Annotated in this window: 13 protein-coding genes; 6 read left to right on the forward strand and 7 right to left on the reverse strand. The window is 71.7% G+C overall.

The genetic code is table 11. The features are described from left to right. The first annotated feature begins 88 nt into the window (after window positions 1-88). Window positions 89-1,006 (forward strand): oxidoreductase, encoded by a 918-nt coding sequence (locus EKH77_RS09755; RefSeq protein ID WP_126914008.1) that lies wholly within the window; start codon window positions 89-91, stop codon window positions 1,004-1,006. Between the two features lie 17 nt (window positions 1,007-1,023). Here the strand turns inward: EKH77_RS09755 and EKH77_RS09760 are convergent, their stop codons facing one another. Then, on the reverse strand, window positions 1,024-1,593 hold the full coding sequence (locus tag EKH77_RS09760; protein ID WP_240667297.1) for a hypothetical protein: 570 nt from the start codon (window positions 1,591-1,593) through the stop codon (window positions 1,024-1,026). Window positions 1,594-1,823: 230 nt separating this feature from the next. Between EKH77_RS09760 and EKH77_RS09765 the strand changes: the two genes are divergently transcribed. Next, window positions 1,824-3,689, forward strand: coding sequence for an APC family permease (locus EKH77_RS09765; protein ID WP_430980982.1), 1,866 nt, complete (start codon window positions 1,824-1,826; stop codon window positions 3,687-3,689). A gap of 79 nt (window positions 3,690-3,768) precedes the next feature. On the opposite strand, the gene EKH77_RS09770 is transcribed toward EKH77_RS09765, so the two are convergent. Genes EKH77_RS09770 through EKH77_RS09785 form a run of 4 tightly spaced genes read right to left on the reverse strand, consistent with a single transcriptional unit; the run spans window position 3,769 to window position 15,920 of the window. Beyond that, window positions 3,769-5,271 (reverse strand): hypothetical protein, encoded by a 1,503-nt coding sequence (locus tag EKH77_RS09770; RefSeq protein WP_126914010.1) that lies wholly within the window; start codon window positions 5,269-5,271, stop codon window positions 3,769-3,771. 26 nt (window positions 5,272-5,297) lie between these two features. Beyond that, window positions 5,298-8,855, reverse strand: a complete 3,558-nt coding sequence (locus EKH77_RS09775) for a hypothetical protein (RefSeq protein ID WP_126914011.1) — start codon at window positions 8,853-8,855, stop codon at window positions 5,298-5,300. Further along, window positions 8,848-11,208 (reverse strand): hypothetical protein, encoded by a 2,361-nt coding sequence (locus tag EKH77_RS09780; RefSeq protein ID WP_126914012.1) that lies wholly within the window; start codon window positions 11,206-11,208, stop codon window positions 8,848-8,850. The genes EKH77_RS09775 and EKH77_RS09780 overlap by 8 nt, the downstream gene beginning before the upstream one ends. Continuing rightward, on the reverse strand, window positions 11,205-15,920 hold the full coding sequence (locus tag EKH77_RS09785) for a YncE family protein (RefSeq protein WP_206279836.1): 4,716 nt from the start codon (window positions 15,918-15,920) through the stop codon (window positions 11,205-11,207). Before EKH77_RS09785 ends, EKH77_RS09780 begins: the two co-directional genes overlap by 4 nt. Window positions 15,921-16,248: 328 nt before the next feature. On the opposite strand from EKH77_RS09785, the gene EKH77_RS09790 reads away from it, so the two are divergent. From EKH77_RS09790 to EKH77_RS09805, 4 genes are all read left to right on the forward strand, one after another. After that, entirely contained in the window at window positions 16,249-17,043 is a 795-nt protein-coding gene (locus EKH77_RS09790) for a hypothetical protein (RefSeq protein WP_126914014.1), read from the forward strand. Window positions 17,044-17,123: 80 nt separating this feature from the next. After that, entirely contained in the window at window positions 17,124-18,389 is a 1,266-nt protein-coding gene (locus EKH77_RS09795) for an ABC transporter substrate-binding protein (protein WP_126914015.1), read from the forward strand. 1 nt (window position 18,390) lies between these two features. Beyond that, window positions 18,391-19,296: a carbohydrate ABC transporter permease gene (locus EKH77_RS09800; protein WP_126914016.1), complete on the forward strand. Its 906-nt coding sequence runs from the start codon at window positions 18,391-18,393 to the stop codon at window positions 19,294-19,296. 2 nt (window positions 19,297-19,298) lie between these two features. Then, window positions 19,299-20,144 (forward strand): carbohydrate ABC transporter permease, encoded by an 846-nt coding sequence (locus EKH77_RS09805; protein ID WP_126914017.1) that lies wholly within the window; start codon window positions 19,299-19,301, stop codon window positions 20,142-20,144. Here EKH77_RS09805 and EKH77_RS09810 read toward each other — a convergent pair. Both EKH77_RS09810 and ppdK read right to left on the reverse strand, forming a co-directional pair. Then, entirely contained in the window at window positions 20,102-21,157 is a 1,056-nt protein-coding gene (locus EKH77_RS09810) for an ArsR/SmtB family transcription factor (RefSeq protein WP_126914018.1), read from the reverse strand. The genes EKH77_RS09805 and EKH77_RS09810 overlap by 43 nt on opposite strands. Before the next feature lie 493 nt (window positions 21,158-21,650). Next, window positions 21,651-24,371, reverse strand: a complete 2,721-nt coding sequence (ppdK, locus tag EKH77_RS09815) for a pyruvate, phosphate dikinase (protein WP_126914019.1) — start codon at window positions 24,369-24,371, stop codon at window positions 21,651-21,653. Window positions 24,372-24,683 lie beyond the last annotated feature (312 nt).

Genomic DNA, 24,683 nt, shown 5'->3' on the forward strand with positions numbered 1-24,683 from the left:
TTCCGGAAGGTCGGTAGTGCGAATGACCGATGAATTCCCCCCGGCGTCGCCCCGGCGCACGGGCCGTGGCACGAGTACTGTCGGCGCCATGACTGGCTGGAGCGCGAAGGACATCCCCGACCAGAACGGCCGCACCGCCGTGGTGACCGGCGCCAACAGCGGCATCGGCTATGTGACCGCGCGGGAACTGGCCCGGCGGGGGGCCAGGGTGGTGCTGGCCTGCCGGGACACCACCCGCGGCAAGGCCGCCGAGCAGCTGATGCGAGATCAGGTCCCGGGTGCGGACCTGCGGTTGGCGACGCTCGACCTCGCCGACCTGTCGTCGGTGCGGGCCTTCGTGAAGGAACTGCCGGAGGACCGCGTCGACCTGCTCGTGAACAACGCCGGGGTGATGGCGCTGCCGCACCGCCGGACCGTGGACGGCTTCGAGATGCAGTTCGGCACCAACCACCTCGGCCACTTCGCGCTGACGGGCCTGCTGCTGCCCCGGCTGCGCGCCGCCGGGCCCGGGGCGCGCGTGGTGACCGTCTCCAGTGGGCTGCACCTCTTCGGCACGGTCGATCCGCGCGATGTGCAGATGGACCACCGCTACCGGCGCTGGATCGCCTACGGCCGCTCGAAGAGCGCCAACCTGCTGTTCACGCACGAGCTGTCGCGCCGGCTGACGGCCGAGGGCGGGTCCGTCCTGGCGGTGGCCGCGCATCCTGGGTACGCGTCGACCAATCTCCAGACAGCGGGCGCCCGCATGGAGGGCCGGGCCTGGATGGAGCGTGGCGCCGAGCTACTGAACCGTCTCCTCGCGCAGAGCGCGGAGGACGGGGCGCTGCCCTCGCTCTACGCCGCCACGGCGGCGGGCGTGCGGCAGGACGACTTCATCGGCCCGCGGCTCCAGCTGTGGCGCGGCGCGCCGGCCCGCTCGGTCCGGGCGTGGTGGACGCGGGACGACCGGGCGAGCGCGGGCCTGTGGGCGGTGTCGGAACGGCTGACGGGCGTGACGTACCCCTGACGGCCGGGGCGCCGGTTCTACTCCAGCCCCGCCGACCGCAGCAGCGTGCGCGCGCCCTCGCCGTCGATGCGGTCCGCCAGCGCGCCCAGCGGCATCGCGCCCTCGCGCAGCAGACCGCTCTCGCGGGCGCGGCGCGCGCCCGTGTCGAGGTGGTGCCAGAGCAGCGGGTTCGCGGCGAGGACCTTGGGGTCGAACTCCACGCGGTTGCCGGCCACGTCCCGCAGCACCAGCCGCGGGGACATGCCGTCCGATCTGCGCACTCTGGTGAGCAGATCGGTCCGTACCCGGTGCTCGCGCAGCAGGCCCCGCACCGCCAGCCAGTTCGCGCCGGCCGTGACGCGCGGGGGCCACAGCACGGCGACGAGCGTCACGCCGATGACCGCCCAGCAGCCGCCGCGCGGCCAGGTGACGCTGCCCCGGGCGACGTCGGCGAGGAGCAGCGCCCCGCCGAGCGCCAGCCCGCACAGCCAGGCGGAGCGGGCCTCGCGTCGCCAGCCGAGGTCCTGGGCGAGTACGCGCCCAGGCGTCCCGGGCGTCCGCCGTACGTAGCCGCCGTGCCGCGCTCGTAACGTCTGTCGCCGTCCCATACTCCTGACGCTAGAACCGCTCCCCGAGCGTGGCGCGGGATGTTGACGGCGTGCTGACGTGACCTTGGCCAATCCTTGCGCGGTCCTGACGCCTCGCCCGTCCCGCGCGTCAATAACCCGTATGGAAACCGCCAAGGCGCGCCAAGACGCCGCCAAGGCCGGTCGCGGCCTCCTTCGCGCGGGCGCACGCTGAGCGCTCGGACACCACGGAGGTATGACAAAGCATGTCCATGCTGGCCAATTCGGAGAACGCCACCGGTGCCGACGAGGAGCCGCCCGATACCGGCGCCACGCGGTCCGCCGAGGACCGGCACCGGCTGACGGCCGTCCAGGGCCTGGCGGCCCTGTCGCTCGACGCGATGGCGTCGGTGGCGTACGGGCCCGAGTCGATCGTCCTCGTGCTGGCGGCGGCCGGGGCGCACGGCCTCGGGTTCACGCTGCCGGTCACGCTGGCGATCGCCGCCCTGCTGGCCGTGCTCGTCGCCTCCTACCGGCAGGTCATCGCGGCGTTCCCCGACGGCGGCGGCTCCTACGCGGTCGCCAAGCGGCACCTGGGCCGGCGCACCAGCCTGTTCACGGCGGCCTCCCTGGTCCTGGACTACGTGCTGAACGTGGCGGTGTCGGTCACCGCCGGCGTGGCCGCCCTCACCTCGGCCTTCCCCTCCCTCTACGCGGACCGGCTGTGGATCTGCCTGGCCGTGCTCGTCCTGGTCACGGGCGTCAATCTGCGCGGCATCGTGGACTCCGCGAAGGCGTTCATCGTGCCAACCGCCGTCTTCGTCGGCTCGATCCTCGCCGTGGTCGTCGTGGGGCTCTTCCGCTCCGCCCCCGCGAGCACCGAGGCCGCCGCCGGGCACGCCTCCGCGCTGGCCGGGAACGCCACCGCCGTGGGCGCGCTCCTGCTGCTGAAGGCGTTCGCGGCGGGCTGCTCCGCGCTCACCGGCGTCGAGGCCGTCGCCAACGCCGTCCCGTCCTTCCGCGCCCCCGCGACCCGGCGGGCGCAGCGCACGGAGGTCGCCCTGGGCGCGCTGCTGGGGGTCATGCTGATCGGCCTGTCGGTGCTGATCGGCCGCTTCCACCTCCAGCCGGTGGAGGGCGTCACCGTCCTCGCCCAGCTCGCGGACGCTTCCCTGGGCCACAACTGGGCGTTCTATGTGGTGCAGTTCGCGACGGTGGTGCTGCTGGCGCTGGCCGCGAACACGTCTTTCGGCGGGCTCCCGGTCCTGATGGGCCTGCTGGCCCGCGACAACTACCTGCCGCACGTCTTCGGCCTCAAGGCCGACCGCCAGGTCCACCGGCACGGCGTGCTGGCGCTGGCCGCCGTCTCCGCGCTGCTGCTGGTCTTCTCCGGCGGCGACGTCAACACGCTCGTGCCGCTCTTCGCGATCGGCGTGTTCGTCGGCTTCACCATCTGCCAGGTCGGCATGGTGCGGCACTGGCGGGAGGAACGTTCCGCCGGCTGGCGGGGGAAGGCCGTCCTCAACGGCTTCGGCGCGCTGCTGACGGGCGTCTCGGCGATCGTCGTCACGGCCACGAAGTTCGCGGAGGGCGCCTGGCTGATCGTGGTCGCGCTCCCGGTGCTGGTCCTGGCCTTCGAGGTGGTCCACCGGGCGTACGAGCGGATCGGCGAGCGCCTGGAGCTGGGCCGCGTCCCGGAGGCGCCGCGACGCTGCCACTCGGTGGTCGTCGTGCCGGTGTCGTCGCTCTCCCGCCTGACGAGCAAGGCGCTGACGGCGGCGGTCTCACTGGGCGACGAGGTCGTCGCCGTCACCGTCACCCAGCCGGACACGGAGGGCCGGCGGGCGGCGGAGTCACTGCGGCGGGATTGGGAACTGTGGCGGCCGGGCGTCGACCTGGTCGAACTTCCGGCGCCCACACGGGCCCTGGGCCGCCCGATCGTCGACTACGTCCGCGCCCTGTCGGACCGCCACCCGGACACGCGGGTGACGGTCCTGATACCCGAGGTCGAGCCCGCCCGGCTGTGGCAGCGGCTGCTGCAGAACCAGCGCGGCGCGGTCGTCGCCCACGCGGTGCGGCGGGACACGGACGCGGTGATCTGCCGGCTGCGGTTCCGGATCGGGGCGCAGGTGGGTTGAGCGCAGGGGGTGGGCCTGCCGGTGACCGGCAGGCCCGCACTCTTTGGCCCGGGGCACTGTGACGCGCGTGCGGCTACCGCTACTGAAGGTCGAGGGACTTTCCGATCGGGAACCAGTCGAGTTCCACCCGCACCTTGTCCATGGCCACGTCGCCGTCGACGTTGTCGACACGACCGCTGATCGTCTGACCCTTGCGGACGAAGACACTCATCGGGTGGCGCTGTCCGTTCTTACCCGACTGGGCCATGATCGGAGCATCCACCCAGTACTCGGCGTTACCGACATCGCAGTAGAGGCGGGCAAGGTATCCGATGTTGTCGTTGTCGCCCGTGTGGTCCGTGATGCACACCGTCATCGTCAGCATGCCGTCTGTGAGCGCCGTCCCGTACGTATGCTGATTGGTGTCGAAGGTGCGCCGGTAGCGCTGACCGAGGATGTCGGTCGGCGCCTCAAGGTACATCTCGCTGTAGACGGCGGCACCGCCATTGGCGGTGAGCTTCCCCCCTGCAGTGAGCGGGCCTTGGACATCCAGCCCGCTGTTGCCCGAGGTGGTCAGTTTCTGCGTACCCCCGTATCCGACGGTGAGGTCGCCGTTCGCGGAGAGCAGCCCGGCGGCGGTCACGGTGTTCTCGGCGCTGAGCGCACCCTTCGCGGTCAGCTCACCCGTCACCGTGACCGCGTCCTTCGCCGTGAGCGCCCCGCCCGCCGTGACCGCACCGACCGCCGTGAGCGACCCGACCGTCGCCGAGCCGTCGACGGTCGCGTCACCCTCCACGTGCAGCGCCGCCAGGCTCGGGTCCGGCACCGTCACCGTCGTCGTCAGGCAGTGCGTGGCCTTGTTGATGGTGTACGTCAGGTAGAAGGTCGTGTCACGGGTGATCTTCCCGTCCCACTTCAGGTCGCTGACGGTGTCCTTCTGGCGGACGATGTCGCTCTGCCCGTCGGCCGCCTTCGCGCCCGAGCCGTACGAGATCGTGTAGTCGAGCGTCGACGGGCCGCGCCAGGTGAGGTGGACGTCGCCGCCCGACGCCGCCTCCGGCTTCTCGGCGTGGAAGTCGTAGACGTCGCGCGCCGTGGGCGCCGGCGCCGGGAACTTCGTGAGCGCGCACGTCGTGTAGCCCGGGCTCGTCGGCCAGTCGCCCAGCTTCTTCGTGGCCGTCTCGCGGATCTCGATCCGCGCCGTGCCCGGCTCCTTGCTGATGCGCAGGCCATTGAGGGTGATGGTGATGCCGGAGCGGTCCACCTTCGCCTTCTCGTCCTGGTGGGTGGCGCGGAAGTGCTCGTAGTCGCCCTCCGGGAGGGCGATGTCGAGGCCCGGCGTGCCCGGGTCGAGCTGCTCCACGGTCCAGCCGGTCGCGCTGCCGTCGCCGTCCTTGTCGCCGTCGACCAGGCTCTGGGCGAGGTCGCCGTGCGGGAGGGAGAAGATGATCTCCCGGCAGTAGACGGACTCGGCGCCGCCGTTGGAGACGACGATGTGGAGCGTCGTGGGCGGGGCGCCTTCGGTCGCCGCGTACAGCGGGAACGGCTCGGCGATGACGGCGTAGTCCAGCAGCGGCTGGCCGAGGGGGGCCGGATCGGTCACGGGTGGGGTTCCTTTCGGGGAAGAGGTCACTGGGCGGCACCGCCGTCGAAGGGGTTGGTCAGGCGCAGGAAGCCGGTGCGGACGACCGGGCCGTCCTCGTCCAGGCGGGCGTGCTGGTCGGTCTGGACGATCGGCCGGTGCTCCCACCGGGCGGTGGTCTCCCCGTCGGGGAGGTCCAGTTCCGCCCAGTCCCACGTGCCCTGCGGCGACGCGGGGTACGGCAGGGCCAGCGGCTCCGGCGTGCCCGCCGGCGCGGTGGCCGGCAGCTTGCGGGCGGTGGTCAGCACCGGGCTCAGCCGCAGGGCCGGCTTCAGCGCCGCCATCGCGTTGCGCGTGAAGCGGGCCGGCAGCCGCAGGTCGGTGACCGGCAGCAGGTCGGTCGTGGCGTGGACGGCGGCCTGGGGGTCGAGCAGCAGCGTCAGGTGGGTGTGCTCCTTGGAGTCGGCCGCCAGGCGCGGCCAGTTCGCCTCGCCGATCTCGCTCACGTAGCCCGTCGGCGTCTCGGTGTCCGGCGTGGCCACGGCGTGGAACGCCGAGTAGTCGGTCTCGGTGAAGTAGCCGATCAGGCCGTCGCCCTGCTGGCCGGCGTTGCCGAGCCGTACAGGCCACCGGTAGGCGACGTGCGCGATCTGGTCGGGCACGTCCTGCCCGGTCGTCCCGTGCGCGTCCCACTCCAGCGGGGTGCGCCAGTCGAGCGCGTACTGCCAGCCGGGGTCGGCGACCGGCGGCCCCTCCAGTTCGAAGCCGAGGCGAGCCCGGACGAGGGCGAGCGGCCGGCCGAGCAGCGCGCCGAGCACCTCGTCGCCGTAGGGGTTGCCCGGGTCGATGCCGGTCAGCGCCCGGTCGACGGTGGACAGCAGGTCGGCGAAGGCGTCGGGGCCCTTGGCGACGAGCTCCCGCAGGAACGCGTACAACTGCGGCCGCGCGGTGGCCAGGTCGTCGAGCGTCCGGACGGACGAGTCCGGCAGCGCGTCCCAGCCGAGGACGGTGCCGACGCCGTCGGGCGAGGACGCGTCCGCGCGCAGCTTCAGCCGCAGCTCGCCCAGCGGGGTGCCGTCGGGGGCGTAGCAGAGCAGCGAGCGGTCCACGTAGCTGGGGATGATCCAGGCGCACACCGGGGTGGTGCCGGCCTCCAGGTCGACGAGCTTGTCGTCCTGCCGTTCGTCGACGAAGTCGAAACGCAGCCGGGCGGGCTGGAGGAGGCGCGGCGGCAGCTGGACGAAGCGCTCCGTCAGCACGTCCTCGGCGTGCTTCTCGCCGGGCAGCAGGCTGTCGCCCACGACGGGGCGGAGGTAGTCGGCGTCGCCGGGCAGCAGGACGTCCAGGGCCTGCCCGAACTCGTCCACGACGCTCAGCGCGGCCATGGCGAACTGCCCGGCCCGGATCTGGGAGAACCCGGACGGCTGCCACCCCTCGAACGGCACCGGGAGAGGGCCCCTGTGCGCCAGGTGACCCCGGGCGTCGCCGACGAGGTCGCCGATCGCGCCGGGCGGGCTGAGGTTGGGTGCCTTGTCGCGGCCGGCGAACCGGTCGGTGAGGCCGTCCAGCTTCTGCGAGAGCAGGTCGAGGTCCCCGGCGTCCTCGGCGGCGTCGCCGGCGCCGTGGCGGTCGAGGCCGCCGCCGAGGGTCTGCTGGAGCAGGGGCACGAGGAAGCGCCGCCCGGTCACGTCGAGGGTGTGGTCCTTGTCGGCCTCGCCGCGCTGCCACTGGTAGCGGGTGCCGTCGAACTCCCAGTTCCCGTATGGGACGTTCCAGTGCCTGACCTGCCACTGGTACAGCAGCGGCTTCCACGGCTGCCGCCACTGCGGCAGCGCGTTCCTCCCGAGCTGGTCGAGGAACTCGCCCAGAAGTGCTGCCACAACGGGCGGCAGCCCGTCGGCCTTGAGGCCGGCGAAGGGGGCGGGCAACGCACCGCCCACAGGAACACCACCCGTGATCTGGCCGGGCAGCCGGACCGGAAGCCCGGCCTTGGCGCCACCCGACAGCGCCGCGTGCGCCGCCGTGTGCCCCTTCGTCCCGGCCAGCACCACCGACGGGTCCGTCACCTGCCAGAACGGGGGCAGGGCCTCCCGGCGCAGCTCGCAGCCGGCGGGCGGGGTGGCCTTGTACGCGGTGACGGCGCGCTCCGCCTCCGCAAGCTCCGTCTGCCGCCTGGCCACCTCGGCGGCGAGGCCCTGCGGGTTGGCCGGGTCGATCTCGGCGCGCAGCTGCTCGCGCGTGTACTGCCGCGGGATGATGGGCAGCCCGTGCGTGAACCACAGCGCGTACAGGCGCTGCTGGAGGTAGGCGAGTTCGCGTGCCTTCTTGTCGTGGGCGTCCTGGAGGGCGTTGAGCCCCGCCAGCCACCGCTCCTGCTCGGGAGCCGCCCCGGACCAGGTGACGGACTTCGGGTCGCCGGAGGCGTTGCCCTGGCCGGTCGCGTCGGCGAGCCGCCAGACGTAGCCGCCGGGCACCTGGCCGAACCAGCCCTTGTGGAGCTCCTGCGCGGTACGGATCTCGCCGTCCGGGCCGTCCAGGGTGTCGGTGAGACCGCTGCTCAGCGCGTGGAGCAGGGCGTGGTCGGTGGGGGCGAGGGCATTGCCGGAATCCTCGGGCAGGGCGGCGTGGGCCAGGGCCGTCATGGCCGTGTGGGCCTCGTCCGCGCTGCTGCCGACCGCGATCGTGACGCCGCTCTTGTCCGGGCGGTCCGACGCGGGGATCCCACCGTTCCGGTCCCAGGCCACGCCCGCGACCCGGCCGCTGTAGGTGGTGCTGCCGGGCGTCCAGCCGTCGGGCAGGCCGCCGTCCACCGTCCAGCCGAGCCCGGCCAGCACGCCCGCCACCGTCGCGTCCTTCGGGGTGAGCAGGCGGCGCAGTTCCTCCTGCTCGGGGTCCGAGTACCAGCCGACGACCTGGTAGTCGACGGCGTCGGCCTTGTCGATGCCGGTGAGCGGGTCGTGCAGGGAGAAGACGTTCTCGTGGTACGGCTGGTAGGCGTGGAAGGTCATCAGGCCCGGGCCGACCGCCGTCAGGAACAGCTCCTTGCGGGACGCGTCGGAGCCGGCCGGCTCGCTCCACGCCGCGCCGTCCGGCCCCGGGCCGATGTCGAGGGCCCGGCCGGCCTTCGTCGTGATGACCGTGGAGCGGAACGGCGTGACCGACGGGTCCTGGACACCCGCCTTGAACGGGTGCACGAAACGGGACGTGCCCTTCTCCGGGTCCAGGAAGTCGCTCTCCACCACCCAGGCCGCCAGCCGCTGCGGCTGGTCCTTGACGTACCGGACCACCAGCCAGCGGTTGGGGACGAGCGGGAACTCGGTGCGCCCGCCCGCCGTGCGGGCCGCGCCCCTGCGCAGCGCCTCTGGCAGCTCCCAGCGCACGTACACGCCGTCGTACTTCTTGTACTCCGTGTCGTCCTTCCCGTCAGCGCTCCACGGCACCTCGTTGGTGAAGGGGTCCGGCTCGGGGGTGCGGTTGTGACGCAGCAGGTTGAAATTGGGCTGCCAGCGGCGGAAGCCCCCGTCGGGTTGCTGGCGGAGCGTCTGGTTGACCACCAGGGCGTCCACGGTCACCGGGACGATGAGCGTGTCGTCTCGGTCAGCCATTGCGGTGGTCTCCTGTCGTGACGGGTGCGGTGGTGAAGGTGCGGCGCTGGGCGGCGTTGATCATCTGGATGGCGAACCTGGCGGGGCTGAGGGGTGGTTGCAGGCCGAGCGCGCCGGCGAGCCCGTTCGCGAGCTTGCGGATGCGCAGCACGGTGTCGGGGTTCCCCTCGCCCGGCTTGCGTACGTAGTCGTGCAGTCCGCTGCCATCCGACGGGAACGCGGTCCCGGTTTCCTGCCCGATGTGCACGGTCTTCGTCTCGACGACCGACCGGAGCCGGATGATGCCGTCGTCCAGGGGCGCGGTCGCACGGCCGGTGTCCGGTTCGTCGATGCCGAAGTGGACGCCCTGCTGCGGCTCGGCGATCTCGACCCGGCCCGGTACGCCCTCGAAGAGGACGAGCAGCACGTCCTCGGCGAGCGCCTCCCGGCGCAGGACGCGCAGCGGGGTCTCGCCGTCGGTCTCGTGCGGGGCCGCGTACGGGCGGACCTCCAGCGCGGGCCAGCCGCTGACCAGCTTGGACCGCAGCAGCAGGCCCGTGACGGGCGCGGTGGGCTCCGGCAGCGCGCCCTGGGGGCCGAAGACCAGGTCGTCGCCGGTGAAGTCGAAGCGGTGGGCGAGGCCGACGCTCAGGGCGCCCTCGACCAGGGTGGTCGTCCAGTCGGCGTCCACGTGGAAGAAGCGCAGGCTCTCGGCCGGGAGCATGCGGGCGTCGGGGACGAGGTGGGCGAAGGGGACGCCCGTGAGGTTCCGCAGCCGCAGCAGCCAGTCGCGTACGGCGGTGAAGTCCTCGTCCGGGCCTTCGGGCTTGCCGCTGCCGCCGGTGATGTCCCCGACGCCCTTGTCCAGCCGGTCGCGCAGGTCGGCGTCCGTGCGCAGCCGCTCGACGGTGATGTCGGCGAGGGCGGGCAGGGCGGTCGCCCCGGCCACCGGGGTGACCGCGGGGCGCGCCGCGTTCGCGGCGGCGGAGGCGAGGACGGGCTGCCGGTGGAGCTCGCGGAGGTGGCCGACGAGCCCGTTGGCGGCCAGGTGCCCGATCCGGGCACGGGCTCCCCCGGCGGGCGCCGGGTTCAGGGCCTGCTCGGCCGCCGTGCGCACCTTGCCGCGCAGCCGCAGCAGGGCCGCGGCGAACTGGTGGTCGGCGAGCGCCACGCCCCGGCCCGCCGTGAAGGCGGTGGCGAGGGAGACGTCGAAGACGCCGTACTGCTCCAGGTGGATCAGGGCCTCGGCCGCGCACCGCCGCCGGTCCCGCTCGGCCTGTTCCTTGACGGGCTCCGCGACGAGCGGCCCCCGGTACCAGCCGAAGGTGGCGCGCCCCGACTCCGTACGGCACGAGACGGGCAGGTACCCGTCGCGCAGCCGGTCGGCGACCGCCTGCTGTTCGGGGCCGGACAGCGGGAGGTCGCCCACGGGGACGCGCAGCAGCAGCTCGGTCCCGTCATCGCCCTCGGTGTCGACGAAGTACTCGGTGAGGGCGGCGAAGCCGGGGGCGTTGTCGGTGAGGGTCTCGAAGGACCAGGACCACAGGGAGATCAGCCGCAGCCGCTCGTCCGGGCCGGTGTACGTCTCGTTGCCCTCGCTCCCGTCGGGCAGCCGGTCCAGCCAGCCCTCCAGGGACACCAGGTGGGCGACGTAGCGGCCGCCGCCGGGGCTGGGCAGCCGGTTGCCGGTGACGACGGCGTAGTCGCCGATCTGGATGGTGTCCTCGGTGAGGGTGACGCCCTGGTGCTGCTCGTTGACGTGCCGGACGTGGGTGAGGAGCGGCAGTTCGTCCTGGGCGGGTGCGACGGCGTGGAAGACGGCGCGGGGCACGAGGACGGTACGGCACACGCTCGTCAGCTCGTCGTCCGCGATCGGCTCGGTGGTCGTGTCGAAGGCAGGCAGGACGACGCCGTCCTCATGGCCGGTGAGCTGGGCGACGGTGCGCTGGTCGTCCTGGCTCGGGCCCAGGCAGTGCGGGTCATCGGGTAGTTCACCCTCGCCGAAGACGAGGAGGGCGAGCCAGGGCAGGCGTTCGCCGCCGGTGCCGGTGTGCTCCTCCCGCTCCCAGGGGAGCGTGGGCCGGTCGAGCGTGATGTGCGGCAGCACGTCGTCGTACAGGCCGGTGGCGCCGGGCGGCGGGTAGGCGCCGTGCACCCACTCGGGCTCCACGGCGAAGCGGGGAGCCCGGACGTCGATGTGCCGGGTCACCGGCCTGTCGGCGGTCGGCAGGTAGCCGTCCGGGCCGTCGGCGAGGGTCTGGTACGCGGTGAGCGTGTACTCGCCCGCCGTGATCTGCGGGACGAGCGAGTCGCGGAACTCGACGTTCAGCGAGGGATCGGGTCCGGGGGCGGAAAGGTGCTCGGGCCGGCTCACGCCGCACCGCCTTCCTTGGTTCGTGAGTTGTCGGCGGCCGGGACGGTGACGGCCAGCGCCAGCGGGTCGTCGGGGAGCGTGACCGTGTCGGGCAGCAGGACGGGCGGGGTCGCGGCCACGTCGACGACGCGGAGCTTCCGGTCCTTCGCCAGGGCGGCGTAGAGCCGGTCACCGGCGGTGGACACGGCGAGCGCGACGGGCTGCGGGCCGACCCACACGGGCTCGCCCAGTTCCACGGGCTTCCCGGTGGAGGCGGGCGAGGAGCCCGTCGTGTCGAAGACCGAGACCGTGCCGGCGGTGGCGCTCGCCACGTACAGCCGGGTCCCGTCCGGAGAGGCGACCAGGGCGCTGGGATCGGTGCCGGTGCGCAGGGTCGTGACCACAGCGGCGGAGTCGCCGGTGGCGGCGGTGACGTCGACGACCGTGACGGTGGACCTGCCCGCGTTGAGCGCGTAGACCCAGCGGCCCTTGGGGTCGACGGCCAGGCGGGTCGGCGCGGGGCCGGCGGTCAGCCAGGCCAGCGGGGTGGGGTTGGTCACGCTGGAGACATCGATCTTGACCACGGTTCCCTGGTCGGGCAGGGCGATGTACGCCAGGGGCTTCCCGTCGTGCGAGAGGGCGGCGGCCACCTCGGCGGGGATCGCCTGCTGCCAGTCGGGAGTGATCGTGCCGTACTCGTGAACCCTCTTCGGCACTTCTCCGCTCAGGTCGAGGATCACCAACTGATTCGGCTGCGGGTAGGTGACGTAGGCCCACTTGCCGTCGGGCGAGTACGACGCTCCGCGCGCGTTCTGCGCGAGGGCGAACCCGCTCGCGTCCAGGGCGACCGCCTTGTCGGGCTGGTCGGCCGAGGTGTCGAAGACGTCGACGTGCTCCGGGCGGCCGACGACGTACATCCGGCTGCCGTCCGGGCCGGCGGCCAGGTGCGTGGGGTTCTCGTGCTGAAGGGCGAGGGGCGCGTACGGGGTCAGCCCCTGCGCGTCGACCGGGGTGACGGTCTTCCCGGCGCCCAGCACGTACAGCCGCTCGCTGACGGTCGGCTCGCCCGGGACCGTGTCGGCGATCGGCGCCGTGACGTCGCCCGCCACCAGGGTGTCGTCGGCGGTCAGCCTGCCGTTGGTGGCGGGGCTGACGCCCAGGTAGCCCATCGCGGCGAACAGCCGGTCGCGGGACTGGTCGATGAGCGTGCCGGACATGGCGCCGGTGGCGGCGCCCATGTCGCGGAGGTCACGGACCGGTTCGGCGAACAGCTCGGCGGCCGCCTCCACGGCCGTCTCGGCGGCGATGGTCTGCCGGACCGCCGCCGGCGCGTGCAGCGGCAGCGTCCCGTCGGGCCTGCGGTCGTCGTGCGCGAGCACGCCGGCCTTGATCGGGCCGGGGGTGTCGCCCTCGGTGGGCGGCGGGAGCCGCAGGTCGACGCCCATGAGCTGGTCGTCCACCCGCTGCGCGCTGTCGGCCTTGAGGTCGCCCTGGTACTCGCCCCACAGGGCGGCGGGCAGGCTCGCCCGGTTCTCGGCGGCCGGACCGGCGTACCAGGTGCCGAGGTCGGGCTGGTCGGGGCCGGTGTCCTTGGTCAGGGTGACGGTGAGGACCGAGTCCAGGTCCTTGCCGTCGTCGCGCCGGGGGCGGATGTCGACCTTGGGGCCGGTGATGGTCTTGGGGTCCTTGCCCGCACCGAGCCGCAGCTCGGAGACGGGCACGGCCGTGCGGACCGCGAAGGAGAACGCGCCGGGGCCCACGACCCACCGCTCCTCACCCTGCGCGTCCTTGGCGCGCGTGGGAGACAGGCCGGCGGTCGGCATCAGCCGGACGGCGTCCTGTGCGGCGGGCAGTTGCTTGAGCACCTCGTCCCAGGTGGCCGCGCGGCCGTCCTTGGCGCTGCCGTCGCCGAAGGAGATGGTGAACGAGATGAACCACAGATGGACGGTGACCTCACCGGCCGTCGGCGGACCCCACAGCCGCAGCGACGCGCCGACCTCCACGCTGATCGTCTCGCGCACCAGCCACAGGTCGAGGACGAAGCTGACGCCGATGCTGACCTCGATGCCGATGTCGAAGTGGAACGGGGCCCACTCGATGAGCATGTTGGCGCCGGCCTTCAGCCAGGCGTGGAGGTCGCCGGAGCGGAAGTTCACGTCCAGCGCGCCACCGGCCATGACGGCGCCCGGGGTGAGGGCGAAGTACGAGCCGCCGCTGATCGTCAGCTCGGAGGTGACGGGCCAGTTGAAGCCCAGCCTCGGCACCGTCGGGTAGTGCGCGGGGACGGGGAAGTCCGGGTGGTATCCACCCAGTGTGAGGACGAAGTCGCCCGCGTGGGCGTCGTCGAACCAGGTGTACAGCGCGAAGCCGCCGGTCAGGACGCACGCCTCGTCGATGAGGAACGAGCCCGGCGCGAGCTGCGCGGCGATCTTCAGGGTGCGTTCGCTCTGGCGGTACTTGGCGGAGATGCCGAGCCGGGCCCGCGCGTACGCCTTCAGGCCCACGTCCTTGGGGAAGCGCGCGTCCGCCGTGCCCAGGACGGCGACGGCGAAGTCGTCGCCGACCTCCAGGACGAGCAGGGCCTGCCCTTCCAGGAACTCGAAGACCTTGAAGCCCAGTCCGGCCGCGAACCACAGCTGCCCGGTCTCGGGCCGCACCCAGGCGTCGTCGCCGCTGCCCATGAGCGTGGCGAGGACGTCCATGGGGTCGGCGTCCGAGGACGGCTCGGGCGTGGTCATGTCCTTGAGGAACGGGAACTGGAGGACCTCGTCGCCCTCGGGGAGCCGCAGATCGGTGTTGAAGCCGAATCCGGCCATGATCTCGGTGACCTGGACAGGCGGGGGGCCGCCGAACTCCCCGGTCACCTTGCCGAACAGGAACATGGACGGCTCGCCGTCCTTCTTCTCCCGCGCGTACGCGCCGAGGGCGGTGATGCCGAACTTCTCGGCGGAGACGGCCAGTACGCCCTCGACCAGCGGGTCGTAGCGCTCGTCGCTCTTGTACACCAGCCCGCCCGCGATCGCGAGGGGCGGGCGGGAGTAGGCGACGCTGATGCCGTCGAGCCGGAAGCTCAGAGCGCCGTTCTTGAGGGACACTCCCACACCGAGCCCGTCGACGCCGAGTTCGAGCCCGGCCATGCCGAGGGAGGCGTCGAAGAGCACCCAGACGGTCTCGCCCGCGAGGCCGGCGCCGATCCGGCGCAGGCGCAGGGGGCCGACGGAGCGCTGGACGTCGGCCCAGGCGACGAGAGGAAGGCTGCCGGCGGCCGGGGCCGCCGCTGCCACGACAGGGCTGCCGTCCTCGCGGATCAGCCGGGGCGCCTGGGGGGCCTGCGGCGCGGGGGGAGTCTTGGTACCGCCCTTGCCGCCCGTGCCGCCGCGCACGACGAGCGAGGTGCTCTCGGAACGTCCGGGCAGCTGGAGGTCGACGAGGAACGCCAGGCCCTCGACAAGCCCGTCGGCCGGCAGCATGGGCAGCGCGCCGTCGCCGCTCGCGGACAGCGCCTTGTTGAGCTCGCCGATCCGCTCGGCGGTCAGGTCCTGGGAGGCGACGAGCACCCCCAGACCGCGCAGTCCGGCGTCCTGCCCGTCGGGTATCTGCCCGTGCAGCAGCGGCACCTGCGAGAGCATGGCCTCCAGCGCCACCCCGACCCGGACGGCCCAGGCCCTCGGCTTGTTGACGTCCGGCCGGTCCGACACGACGACGAGCGAGTCCTGATCACCGCCGGCGGCGAGCACGATGGTCTTGCGGGCGGCGGAGTAGCCGAAGACGAGCTTGTTGACCCTCCCGAGCCGGTCCAGGACGTCGGCGGCCGCGGCGTCCTGCACGCCCAGCAGGGCGGCCAGGTCGGCGAGGGTGACGCCCTTGGTGTCCTCCCAGGTGGCGGAGAAGTCCGCGTGCTGGGCGTCCTCGACGGTGAAGCTCAGGACGCGGGGGTCGGTGTCCTGGGGGGCGGGCAGGGTCAGCGACAGGTGGGCGGCGTACTCCTGGTCGTAGCCGGCCTCGCCCTCGCCCGTCCGCTTGGTCAGCGTGGCCTGGACGCCGAAGTCCGCGGCGACGTCCCCCAGCGGAACGGCGGCGTCGACCTCGACCCGGAATCCGGGGGTCGCGCCCCGGTCGTAGCCCAGCACGAGGCGTTCGAGCTCGATGCCCTTGAGCACGGGCGGGGGCGTGACGCCGAACAGGCCGAAGAACGCCTCGGCGATGTGGAGCTGCTTGCCTTCCTCGGGCTCGATGACGAAGTCGTAACTCGTGCGGTCGGCTTCGAAATCGACCGAGCAGGTGAGGGTGAGCGCGTCGCTTTCCGATAATTCGACGTCCGCCTGCGCGTAGAGCTTGCGGACGGCGGCGCCGTCGAGCATACGGATCTCGTAGACCAGCATGAGATCGCGCAGACCGATGTCGGCCAGCGCCCCGAGAAGGGGGTTTCCGCTCAGCGACAGGGCGATCTGGACGCCGATGACTTCGTCGCCGCCAGCGGGTTCGTCGTTCTCGGCGAAGAACCACAGCGATACTGTCGGCGTATCCGGGGAAATCGTGCCGCTGAGCCGTAGATTCGCGGGATCGGTATCGACGTCCAAGAGCTCGGCGCTCACGGTGAACCATTTCTCCAGGGCGCCGATGTTGACCGCGCCCTTGAGATCCCCCAACTCGTCGGGGAGGTCGTCCGGAAGAGCCAGCCCCGATTTCGGGGTGAGTTTGGACAGCCAATCCTTGAGCTCGTCGACGGTCATCGCCACAACGCATTCCCTCCCGACCGTTCTGGCCGCGCTGGGCACGGGCCGTCATGGGTGTCGAAACACAAAATCCGGCGGGACGGTAGCAGTGCCGCGATCTTGGTCGGCGATGTTCGAGCCAGTCATGCTGTCGGCTGTTTTGTCGCGATGTACCGCGCTTTGTGGCCACTCTCCGGCGAAAACCGGCCATGACCCACCCTTCTCCATGGGCATGACAGTCCGAAAACACTCCTGCGGCGGCCCGTCCGAAAAAAGCCGCCCGCCCGCCCGCGCGCGCGTAGCGTGCGAGCCTGCCGGACCAGTCGACGACCCCAGGACGAGGCGCATGCCCGACACGAAGCACAAGAATCCCAAGCAGACCCGGACTCCGGACCGCACCGACAATCTCCTGCACGGCGGAAGCCGGGAGCTCACGTGCCCCAAGTGCCACACCTTCAGGAACAAGAAGGTCGGGGGTCAGCTCATCCACGGCATCCCGGAACTCCCGGACAGCCCGAAACTGCGGGAAGCCGTAGGCAGGGTGCGAGACGCATTGCAGGCCGCCCCTCCGGCGGACATGGGAGACGACAAAAACGCGTTCATGGTCGGAGTGCTGGAGGCGAGAGTATCCGGCAAGGACTACTGTCTCGTCGCCTCCAGCGGACGTCCGAAGTCATGGGTTGAGAAACGGCACCTGAGCAACATCTCCTACCGGCAGGGAAGCTGGGAGATCGTCCACCCGAGGATCCCCGAAGCGGATCAGAAGGATAGAAAGTGGGATATCGACTGGAAGACCGTCACGGGTGAGAAAATCAACATCCCGATACCGCAGGGGCGCGATCAAGCAGGCCGTAAGGCCGTGGACAGAATCAACGCCCCATGCGCCGCAATGAAACTTCTGCTCGGTCTGCGTGAAAAGGTGGCCCAGCAAGGCAAGTGGGGCCGGGTGGAATATGTGCGCATGAGCGAGCAGGTCTACGTCCGGAACGGCGTCAAGGTCCCGGAGAACATGCGCAAGTACCAGGGAAAGGGCAAGGACGGCAGCTACTCGGGCACATGGACGGCCCAGTCCTGCGACGCGTGCACCCTCCGCATCCCCTACCTGATCTGCGACGTTCCGGACAACCTGCTCCCCGGCTGACCCCACGCCCCCTGTCGTAATCCCCCTCCATCGCTGATCGTTGGTCCATGCGATCCCGACCCGCGAGGGGGAGAGTCGTCATGCCGATCAGCCGCAGACAGCTCATGGCCGGTGGAACCGGCCTCGCGCTCACCGCTGCCGCGGCGACCGCGTGCGGCTCCAATACCGGCCGCGGCGCCGAAGGTTCCCGCACGCGGCTGACGCAGTGGTACCACCAGTACGGCGAGGTGGGCACCCGGCAGGCCGTCGGCCGGTACGCGGCCGCGTATCCGGGCGCCGACGTCCACGTCGAGTGGCGACCCGGCAACTACGACCAGCAGACCGCGGCCGCGCTGCTCACCGACTCCGGGCCCGACGTCTTCGAGACCACCGGGCCCACCCTCGACCAGATCCGGGGCGGCCAGGTCACCGACGTCACCGACCTGATCAGGAACGTCCGGGACGACTTCCTCCCCGCCGTCCTCGCCCCCCGCACCCACGACGGCCGCGTCTGGGGCGTCCCCCAAGTCGTCGACACCCAGCTGCTCTACTACCGCAAGAGCCTCCTCGCCGCCGCCGGCGTGAGCCCACCCCGCACCCTCGACGAACTGATCGACGCCGCCGCGCGGCTCACCGACCGGAAGACGAAGACGAAGGGCCTCTTCCTTGGCAACGACGGCGGCGCGGGCGTCCTCGCCGGAACGCCCCTGTACGCCGCCGGGCTGTCCCTCGTCACCCCGGACGGCCGGGTCGGCTTCGACGACCCGGCCGCCGCCCGCACCCTCGGCAAGCTCCACCGGCTGTACGCCGACAAGTCGCTGCTGCTGGGCGCGCCCACCGACTGGTCCGACCCGTCCGCTTTCCTCCAGGGGCTCACGGCCATGCAGTGGTCCGGGCTGTGGGCACTGCCCCGGATCAAGAAGGAGCTCGGCGACGACTTCGGTGTCCTGCCCTTCCCACCGGACGGTCCCGCCGGGCGGCCCGCCGTGCCCGTCGGGGCGTACGCGGCCGCTGTGAACTCCCGCAGCGGGCACCGGGACGCGGCCAAGGCCTTTGTGAAGTGGCTGTGGGTCGAACGGGCCGACCACCAGCTCGACTTCGCGCTCTCCTACGGCTTCCACATCCCCGCCCGCGCCTCCCTCGCCGCGAAGACGGACCGGCTGGCGTCCGGCCCGGCGGCGGAGGTGGTGCGGTTCACCAAGGACCACGGCTACGCGCAGCCCCTCCTGTGGACGCCCGCGAGCCAGGTCGCCTACCAGGACGCGCTGCACCGCGTCATCCAGGAGGGCGCCGACCCGGCCGCCCAGCTGAGAGCGGCGGTCCGCAGGACCGAGGCCGAGCTCACGCGCGTGCGGAAGGGGAGCTGAGATGCCGCGGGGACACAGCCGCGCCCTCTGGTTCTGGGTGTTCGTCGGCCCGTTCGCGGCCGGGCTCGCGCTCTTCACCTACGTACCGCTGCTGTGGAGCGTCTGGCTGAGCTTCTTCGACGCCCACAACACCGTCTCCCCCACCGACTTCGTCGGCCTGGACAACTACGCGACGGTGCTGGGCGATCCGGCCTTCCGCTCGTCCCTCGTGACGTTCGCGGTCTTCACCGCCTTCATCGTCCCCGCCACCTACGCGCTCTCCCTCGGCCTGGCCCTGGCAGTGAACCGGCTGCGCGTCGCCCAGGCGTTCTTCCGCTCGGTGTTCTTCCTGCCCACCGCATGCTCGTACGTCGTCGCCGCGCTGGTGTGGAAGCTGTCGGTGTTCAACGGCGTCCGCTTCGGGCTGGCCAACACCGTCCTCGGCTGGTTCGGCGCCGACCCCGTCGCCTGGCTGGCGACCCCCGACCCGCCCTGGTACTGGCTGGTCGTCGTCACCGTCCGGCTCTGGCTCCAGACCGGCTTCTACATGGTGCTGTTCCTGGCCGGGCTCCAGCGGATCCCGGCCCGGCTCTACGAGGCGGCCGCGCTCGACGGCGCCCGCCCCGGCTGGCAGACCTTCCGCCACATCACCTTCCCGGCGCTGCGGGCGACGTCCGTGGCCGTGGTCCTACTCCTGGTGATCAACTCCTTCCAGGCGTTCGACGAGTTCTACAACCTGCTCTCCGACGCGCGCGGCTATCCGCCCTACGCCCGCCCGCCGCTGGTCCACCTCTACTACCTCGCCCTCGGCCAGGGTCAGGACCTGGGCCTGGGCAGCGCGGGAGCGGTGGTCCTGGCGCTCGTCATCGCCGTCGTCACGATCGTGCAGGCCCGCTGGGCGGGGCTGGGCCGCACGGAGGAGGCGTAGCCGTGCACGACTCCCACGACGCCCTCGCCCGCGCGGGGCGCGCCCTGCGCCTGGCGCTGCTGACCGCGCTCGCCGCGCTGTTCCTGCTGCCGTTCTATCTGCTCGTGCGGAACGGGCTCGCCTCCGAGGCGGAGATCACCGCGCCCGGCTGGACGCTGTTCCCCCGCGACCCGCGCTGGTCGAACGTGCGGGAGCTGTTCGCCGACCCGGACGTGCCGATGGCGCACGCCCTGCTGAACTCGGCGCTGATCGCGGTGGCGACGACGGTCGGCACCCTGCTGCTCGCCTCCCTCGCGGGCTACGGGCTGGCCCGGATCCCCTACCGGCACGCGAACGCCGTCCTCTACACGATCCTGGGCACCCTGATGGTTCCGGCGGCGGTGACGTTCGTGCCGTCGTTCGTGCTGGTGTCCTCGCTCGGGTGGGTCTCCTCGCTGCGGGGACTGATCGTGCCGACGCTCTTCAGCGCCTTCGCGTGCTTCGTCTTCCGCCAGTACTTCCTGGGCTTCCCCCGGGAGCTGGAGGACGCCGCGCAGGTCGACGGGCTGGGGCACTGGCGCACGTACTGGCGCGTCGTCGTGCCCAACTCCCGGCCGGTGTTCGCGGCGGTGGGCACCATCGTGTTCATCGGCGCGTGGAACTCCTTCCTGTGGCCGCTGGTCATCGGCCAGGGGCGGAGCTCGTGGACCGTCCAGGTGGCCCTGTCGACCTTCACGACCGCGCAGACCGTCACCGTCCACGAGCTGTTCGTGGCGGCCGCGGTCTCGATCCTGCCGCTGCTGCTGGTCTTCCTCTTCCTCCAGCGCTACATCGTCGCCGGGGTGGAACGGTCGGGGATCGACGACTGAGGAATCGGCTGGGAGATCGACGACTGAGCGCGGTTGCGGCCCGGGCCGCGGTGGCCGCCGCGCAGCAGCGCGGCGCCGAGCGGCGTGAGGGTGTGCATCACCGCGCTGCCGTGGCGCAGCGTCAGCACCAGCCCGGCCTCGCGCAGGACGCCCGCGTGCTGGCTGGCCGAGGCGGCCGACACGCCCACCCTGCGGGCCAGTTCGCTCGTCGTGCAGCCGCCGCCTATGGAGCCGAGTACCGCCGAACGCGTGTGGCCCACCAGCTTGCCCAGCGAGCGCGGGGCCTCGGGGACGACGGGCGCCGTCTCCGACATCGTCCGGGCCGGGTAGACCAGCACCGGCGTGAGCTCGGTGTTCTGGAGCGTCACCGGCGTGCGGCGGCAGAAGAACGAGGGCAGGAGCACCAACCCGCGTCCGTTCAGGTGGAGATCGCGGTCGACGGGGTAGTCGACCTCGAGCACGGGCGCCTGCCAGCGCATCGTCGGCGGCAGCGAGGACAGCAGCGCGTCGGCCCCGCCGTCGAGCAGCGCCCGGCCGCGCACGGCGCGGTCCGCCTCGATCTGGGCCTGGATGTGCGCCCAGTACGGGGCGATGGCCGCCTGGTGGTAGGCGTGGAGGGCGCCGATCAGCTTCCCGAACGCCCGGGAGTCCCCCTCGGCGAGCGATCGTATCCAAGCCGGCAGGGTGCGGACGGTGGAGAGCCGGCCGAGTTCGTCGTGCACCCGGTCGGCGGGGGTGGCCCGCAGCGCTTCCATGCCGGACTCGAGTCCGAGTAACCCTTCGGGGGGTGTGAGGAAGTCCGGGAAATATCCCCGGGGCGGAACCAGCGGCGCCAGGAGCCGCGTTTCACCATTCAACCGAGCACGGGTTTCCGAGCGCCAATCGCCAAAGATCGACTCGCCTTGTTTGTCCCGCAGCCGGTGCAGGCTCAATACGGTTTCCCAGAGCACGTCCGGGTCGCCGGCCAGGCGCAACCGGGCCAGATCGAGTCCAGTGAAATGGACACGCAGCACCAAACCCCCACATGAGACATCCGCCACCACCCCCCGCTCACTGAGTATGCACACCGACACGAGGTGTTACCACGCCCTTTTGGCCACAGTTGAAAGGACTCGCGGCGAACATCGCAGAAGCGAAATGCTATTCACGCACTCAGGGCCGCCCCGCTCGTTCCCGTGGGGGGTGGCGAGCGAAAAAGCGGCCGCTGAGTACGCGAGTTGCCGCCCGAGCCGATGCGGGCGGCAACAACTCCCGGTGGGGGAGTAAAGAGGGGCGGCGCTCCCGCACGGGCGCCGCCCCTTCGCCATGTCCCGGGCCTGACGGGCCCGTTACGCGGGGGTTACCGGCCCCGCCCCCACCCGCCCCACCGTCACGGCATGCCGGAGGGGCGGCCCCCCGCACGGGTGCCGCCCCTCCGTTGATCCGGAGCCGTCGAGGGTCTGAGGGTCGAGGTCATCCCAATGACGGCTCCGGGGCTTGTGCGGCCGGTCGCCAACCGGCCCGTCGTCAGCGGCTGTCGCTGCCGCCCTTGCCGTTCAGCGCCGCCGCGCGCCCGGCCTCAAGCCGCGCCACCGGAATCCGGAACGGGGAGCAGGAGACGTAGTCCAGGCCCACCTCGTGGAAGAAGTGCACCGACTCGGGGTCGCCGCCGTGCTCACCGCAGACGCCCAGCTTGAGGTCGGGGCGGGTGGCCCGGCCGGCCTTGGCGGCGGCGCGGACGAGGGAGCCCACGCCGTCCTTGTCGATGGTCTCGAAGGGGCTGACGCCGAAGATGCCCTTCTCCAGGTAGGCCGTGAAGAAGCTGGCCTCGACGTCGTCGCGGGAGAAGCCCCACACGGTCTGGGTGAGGTCGTTGGTGCCGAAGGAGAAGAACTCGGCGGCCTCGGCGATCTGATCGGCCGTCAGCGCGGCGCGCGGCAGCTCGATCATCGTGCCCAGCGGCAGCTTGAGACCGGTGCCGCTCGCGGCCTCGACCTCGGCGATGACGCGCTCGGCCTCCTCGCGGACGATCTCCAGCTCCTGGACCGTGCCCACCAGCGGGATCATGATCTCGGCGCGCGGGTCGCCCTTGGCGTTCTTGCGCTCGGCCGCGGCCTCGGCGATCGCCCGGACCTGCATGGCGAACAGGCCGGGGATGACCAGGCCGAGGCGGACGCCGCGCAGACCCAGCATCGGGTTCTGCTCGTGCAGCTTGTGCACGGCCTGGAGGAGGCGCAGGTCGTTCTCGTTGGCGTCCTCGCGGGCCTCGGCGAGCGCGACGCGCACCGACAGCTCGGTGATGTCGGGCAGGAACTCGTGCAGCGGCGGGTCGAGGAGGCGGACGGTGACCGGGAGCCCGTCCATGGCCTCGAAGAGCTCCACGAAGTCGGCCTTCTGCAGCGGGAGAAGGGCACTGAGTGCCTCCTCGCGCTCGGTGTCGGTGTCCGCCAGGATCAGCCGCTCGACCATCTCGCGCCGCTCGCCGAGGAACATGTGCTCGGTGCGGCACAGGCCGATGCCCTGGGCGCCGAAGCGACGGGCGCGCAGCGCGTCCTCGGCGTTGTCGGCGTTGGCGCGGACGCGCAGCCGGCGCATGCGGTCGGCGTAGGCCATCATCCGGTGCACGGCCTGGACCAGCTCGTCCGCGTCGTCGGCGCCCGCGTGCATGCGGCCCTCGAAGTACTCGACGACCGGGGACGGGACGACGGGGACCTCGCCCAGGTAGACCTTGCCGCTGGAGCCGTCGATGGAGACGACGTCGCCCTCCTGGACGACCACGCCGCCGGGAGCGGTCATCTTGCGCTGCTTGGTGTCGACCTCCAGCTCCTCGGCGCCGCAGACACAGGTCTTGCCCATGCCGCGGGCGACGACGGCGGCGTGCGAGGTCTTGCCGCCGCGCGAGGTCAGGATGCCCTCCGAGGCGATCATGCCGTCGAGGTCGTCGGGGTTGGTCTCGCGGCGGATCAGGATGACCTTCTCGCCCGAGCGGGACCACTTGACGGCGGTGTACGAGTCGAAGACGGCCCGGCCCACGGCGGCACCCGGCGAGGCGGCGATGCCCCGGCCCAGCAGCTCGGTCTTCGCCTTCTCGTCGAAGCGCGGGAACATCAGCTGCGCGAGCTGGGCGCCCGTGACGCGCTGGAGCGCCTCGGCCTCGTCGATCAGGCCCTGGTCCACGAGCTGGGTGGCGATACGGAAGGCGGCACCGGCGGTGCGCTTGCCGACGCGGGTCTGCAGCATCCACAGCTTGCCGCGCTCGATGGTGAACTCGATGTCGCACAGGTCCTTGTAGTGCGTCTCGAGGGTCTCCATGATCTGCATGAGCTGGTCGTAGGAGGCCTTGTCGATGCGCTCCAGCTCGGCGAGCGGCATGGTGTTGCGGATGCCCGCGACGACGTCCTCGCCCTGGGCGTTCTGCAGGTAGTCGCCGTAGACGCCCTGGTGGCCGCTGGCGGGGTCGCGGGTGAAGGCGACGCCGGTGCCGGAGTCGGGGCCGAGGTTGCCGAAGACCATGGAGCAGATGTTGACGGCCGTGCCCAGGTCGCCGGGGATGCGCTCCTGGCGGCGGTAGAGCTTGGCGCGGTCGCCGTTCCAGGAGTCGAAGACCGCCCTTATGGCGAGGTCCATCTGCTCGCGGGGGGCCTGCGGGAAGTCCCGGCCGGTCTCCTTGGCGACGATGTCCTTGAAGCGCGCGACCAGGGCCTTGAGGTCCTCGGCGGCGAGGTCGACGTCGGTGGTGACGCCCTTGGCCCGCTTGGCCTCCTCCAGCGCGTCCTCGAAGAGCTCGCCGTCGACGCCGAGAACGGTCTTGCCGAACATCTGGATGAGGCGGCGGTAGGAGTCCCAGGCGAAGCGCTCGTCGCCGGCCTGGACCGCGAGACCGGCCACGGACTCGTCGGAGAGGCCGATGTTGAGGACCGTGTCCATCATGCCGGGCATGGAGAACTTGGCGCCCGAACGGACCGAGACCAGCAGCGGGTTGTCGGCCTGGCCGAGCTTCTTGCCCATCCGCTCCTCGAGGGCCTCCAGGTGGGCGGTGACCTCGTCGCGCATGGACGGGGGCTCCTCGCCACCCTCCAGGTAGACCTTGCAGGCCTCGGTGGTGATGGTGAAGCCGGGCGGCACCGGCAGACCGAGGTTGGTCATCTCGGCGAGGTTGGCACCCTTCCCGCCGAGCAGGTCCTTGAGCTCCTTGTTGCCCTCGGTGAAGTCGTAGACGAACTTCTGGCGATCTTCGGTTACCGGCACGGGACTCGACTCCTCACTGGGGCCTCCCGGGACGCAAGGGGGTGGGCTGCCCTGACGGCGGGGAGCGTACCCAGATCGAAGGCGGTTTTGGAGGTCTACTCCGCCAACTTGGGGGCGTGACCACCCATCCGCCAGCAGATCGAAAGTTGAGCGCTCATTTGAGGTTTGGACCCACCTCCTTCAACTCTTGAAGTGATGATGACCGAAAATCATCGCTCCATCACGCCCCGTCGAGGATTCCCGCCGTCTGGCGCTGAGTGCCACCAGGACTTGAAGCCAAAAGGGGTGGCACGCAGTGCCACCCCTTGGAAA

The organism is Streptomyces luteoverticillatus, assembly GCF_003970715.1.
Lineage (GTDB): Bacteria > Actinomycetota > Actinomycetes > Streptomycetales > Streptomycetaceae > Streptomyces > Streptomyces abikoensis.

Bases quoted from the DNA above. Each gene is read 5' to 3' on its own strand.
- EKH77_RS09755 (WP_126914008.1), top strand. From the start codon at position 89: ATGACTGGCTGGAGCGCGAAGGACATCCCCGACCAGAACGGCCGCACC.
- EKH77_RS09760 (WP_240667297.1), bottom strand. From the start codon at position 1,593: ATGGGACGGCGACAGACGTTACGAGCGCGGCACGGCGGCTACGTACGG.
- EKH77_RS09765 (WP_430980982.1), top strand. From the start codon at position 1,824: ATGCTGGCCAATTCGGAGAACGCCACCGGTGCCGACGAGGAGCCGCCC.
- EKH77_RS09775 (WP_126914011.1), bottom strand. From the start codon at position 8,855: ATGGCTGACCGAGACGACACGCTCATCGTCCCGGTGACCGTGGACGCC.
- EKH77_RS09785 (WP_206279836.1), bottom strand. From the start codon at position 15,920: ATGACCGTCGACGAGCTCAAGGATTGGCTGTCCAAACTCACCCCGAAA.
- EKH77_RS09790 (WP_126914014.1), top strand. From the start codon at position 16,249: ATGCCCGACACGAAGCACAAGAATCCCAAGCAGACCCGGACTCCGGAC.
- EKH77_RS09795 (WP_126914015.1), top strand. From the start codon at position 17,124: ATGCCGATCAGCCGCAGACAGCTCATGGCCGGTGGAACCGGCCTCGCG.
- EKH77_RS09800 (WP_126914016.1), top strand. From the start codon at position 18,391: ATGCCGCGGGGACACAGCCGCGCCCTCTGGTTCTGGGTGTTCGTCGGC.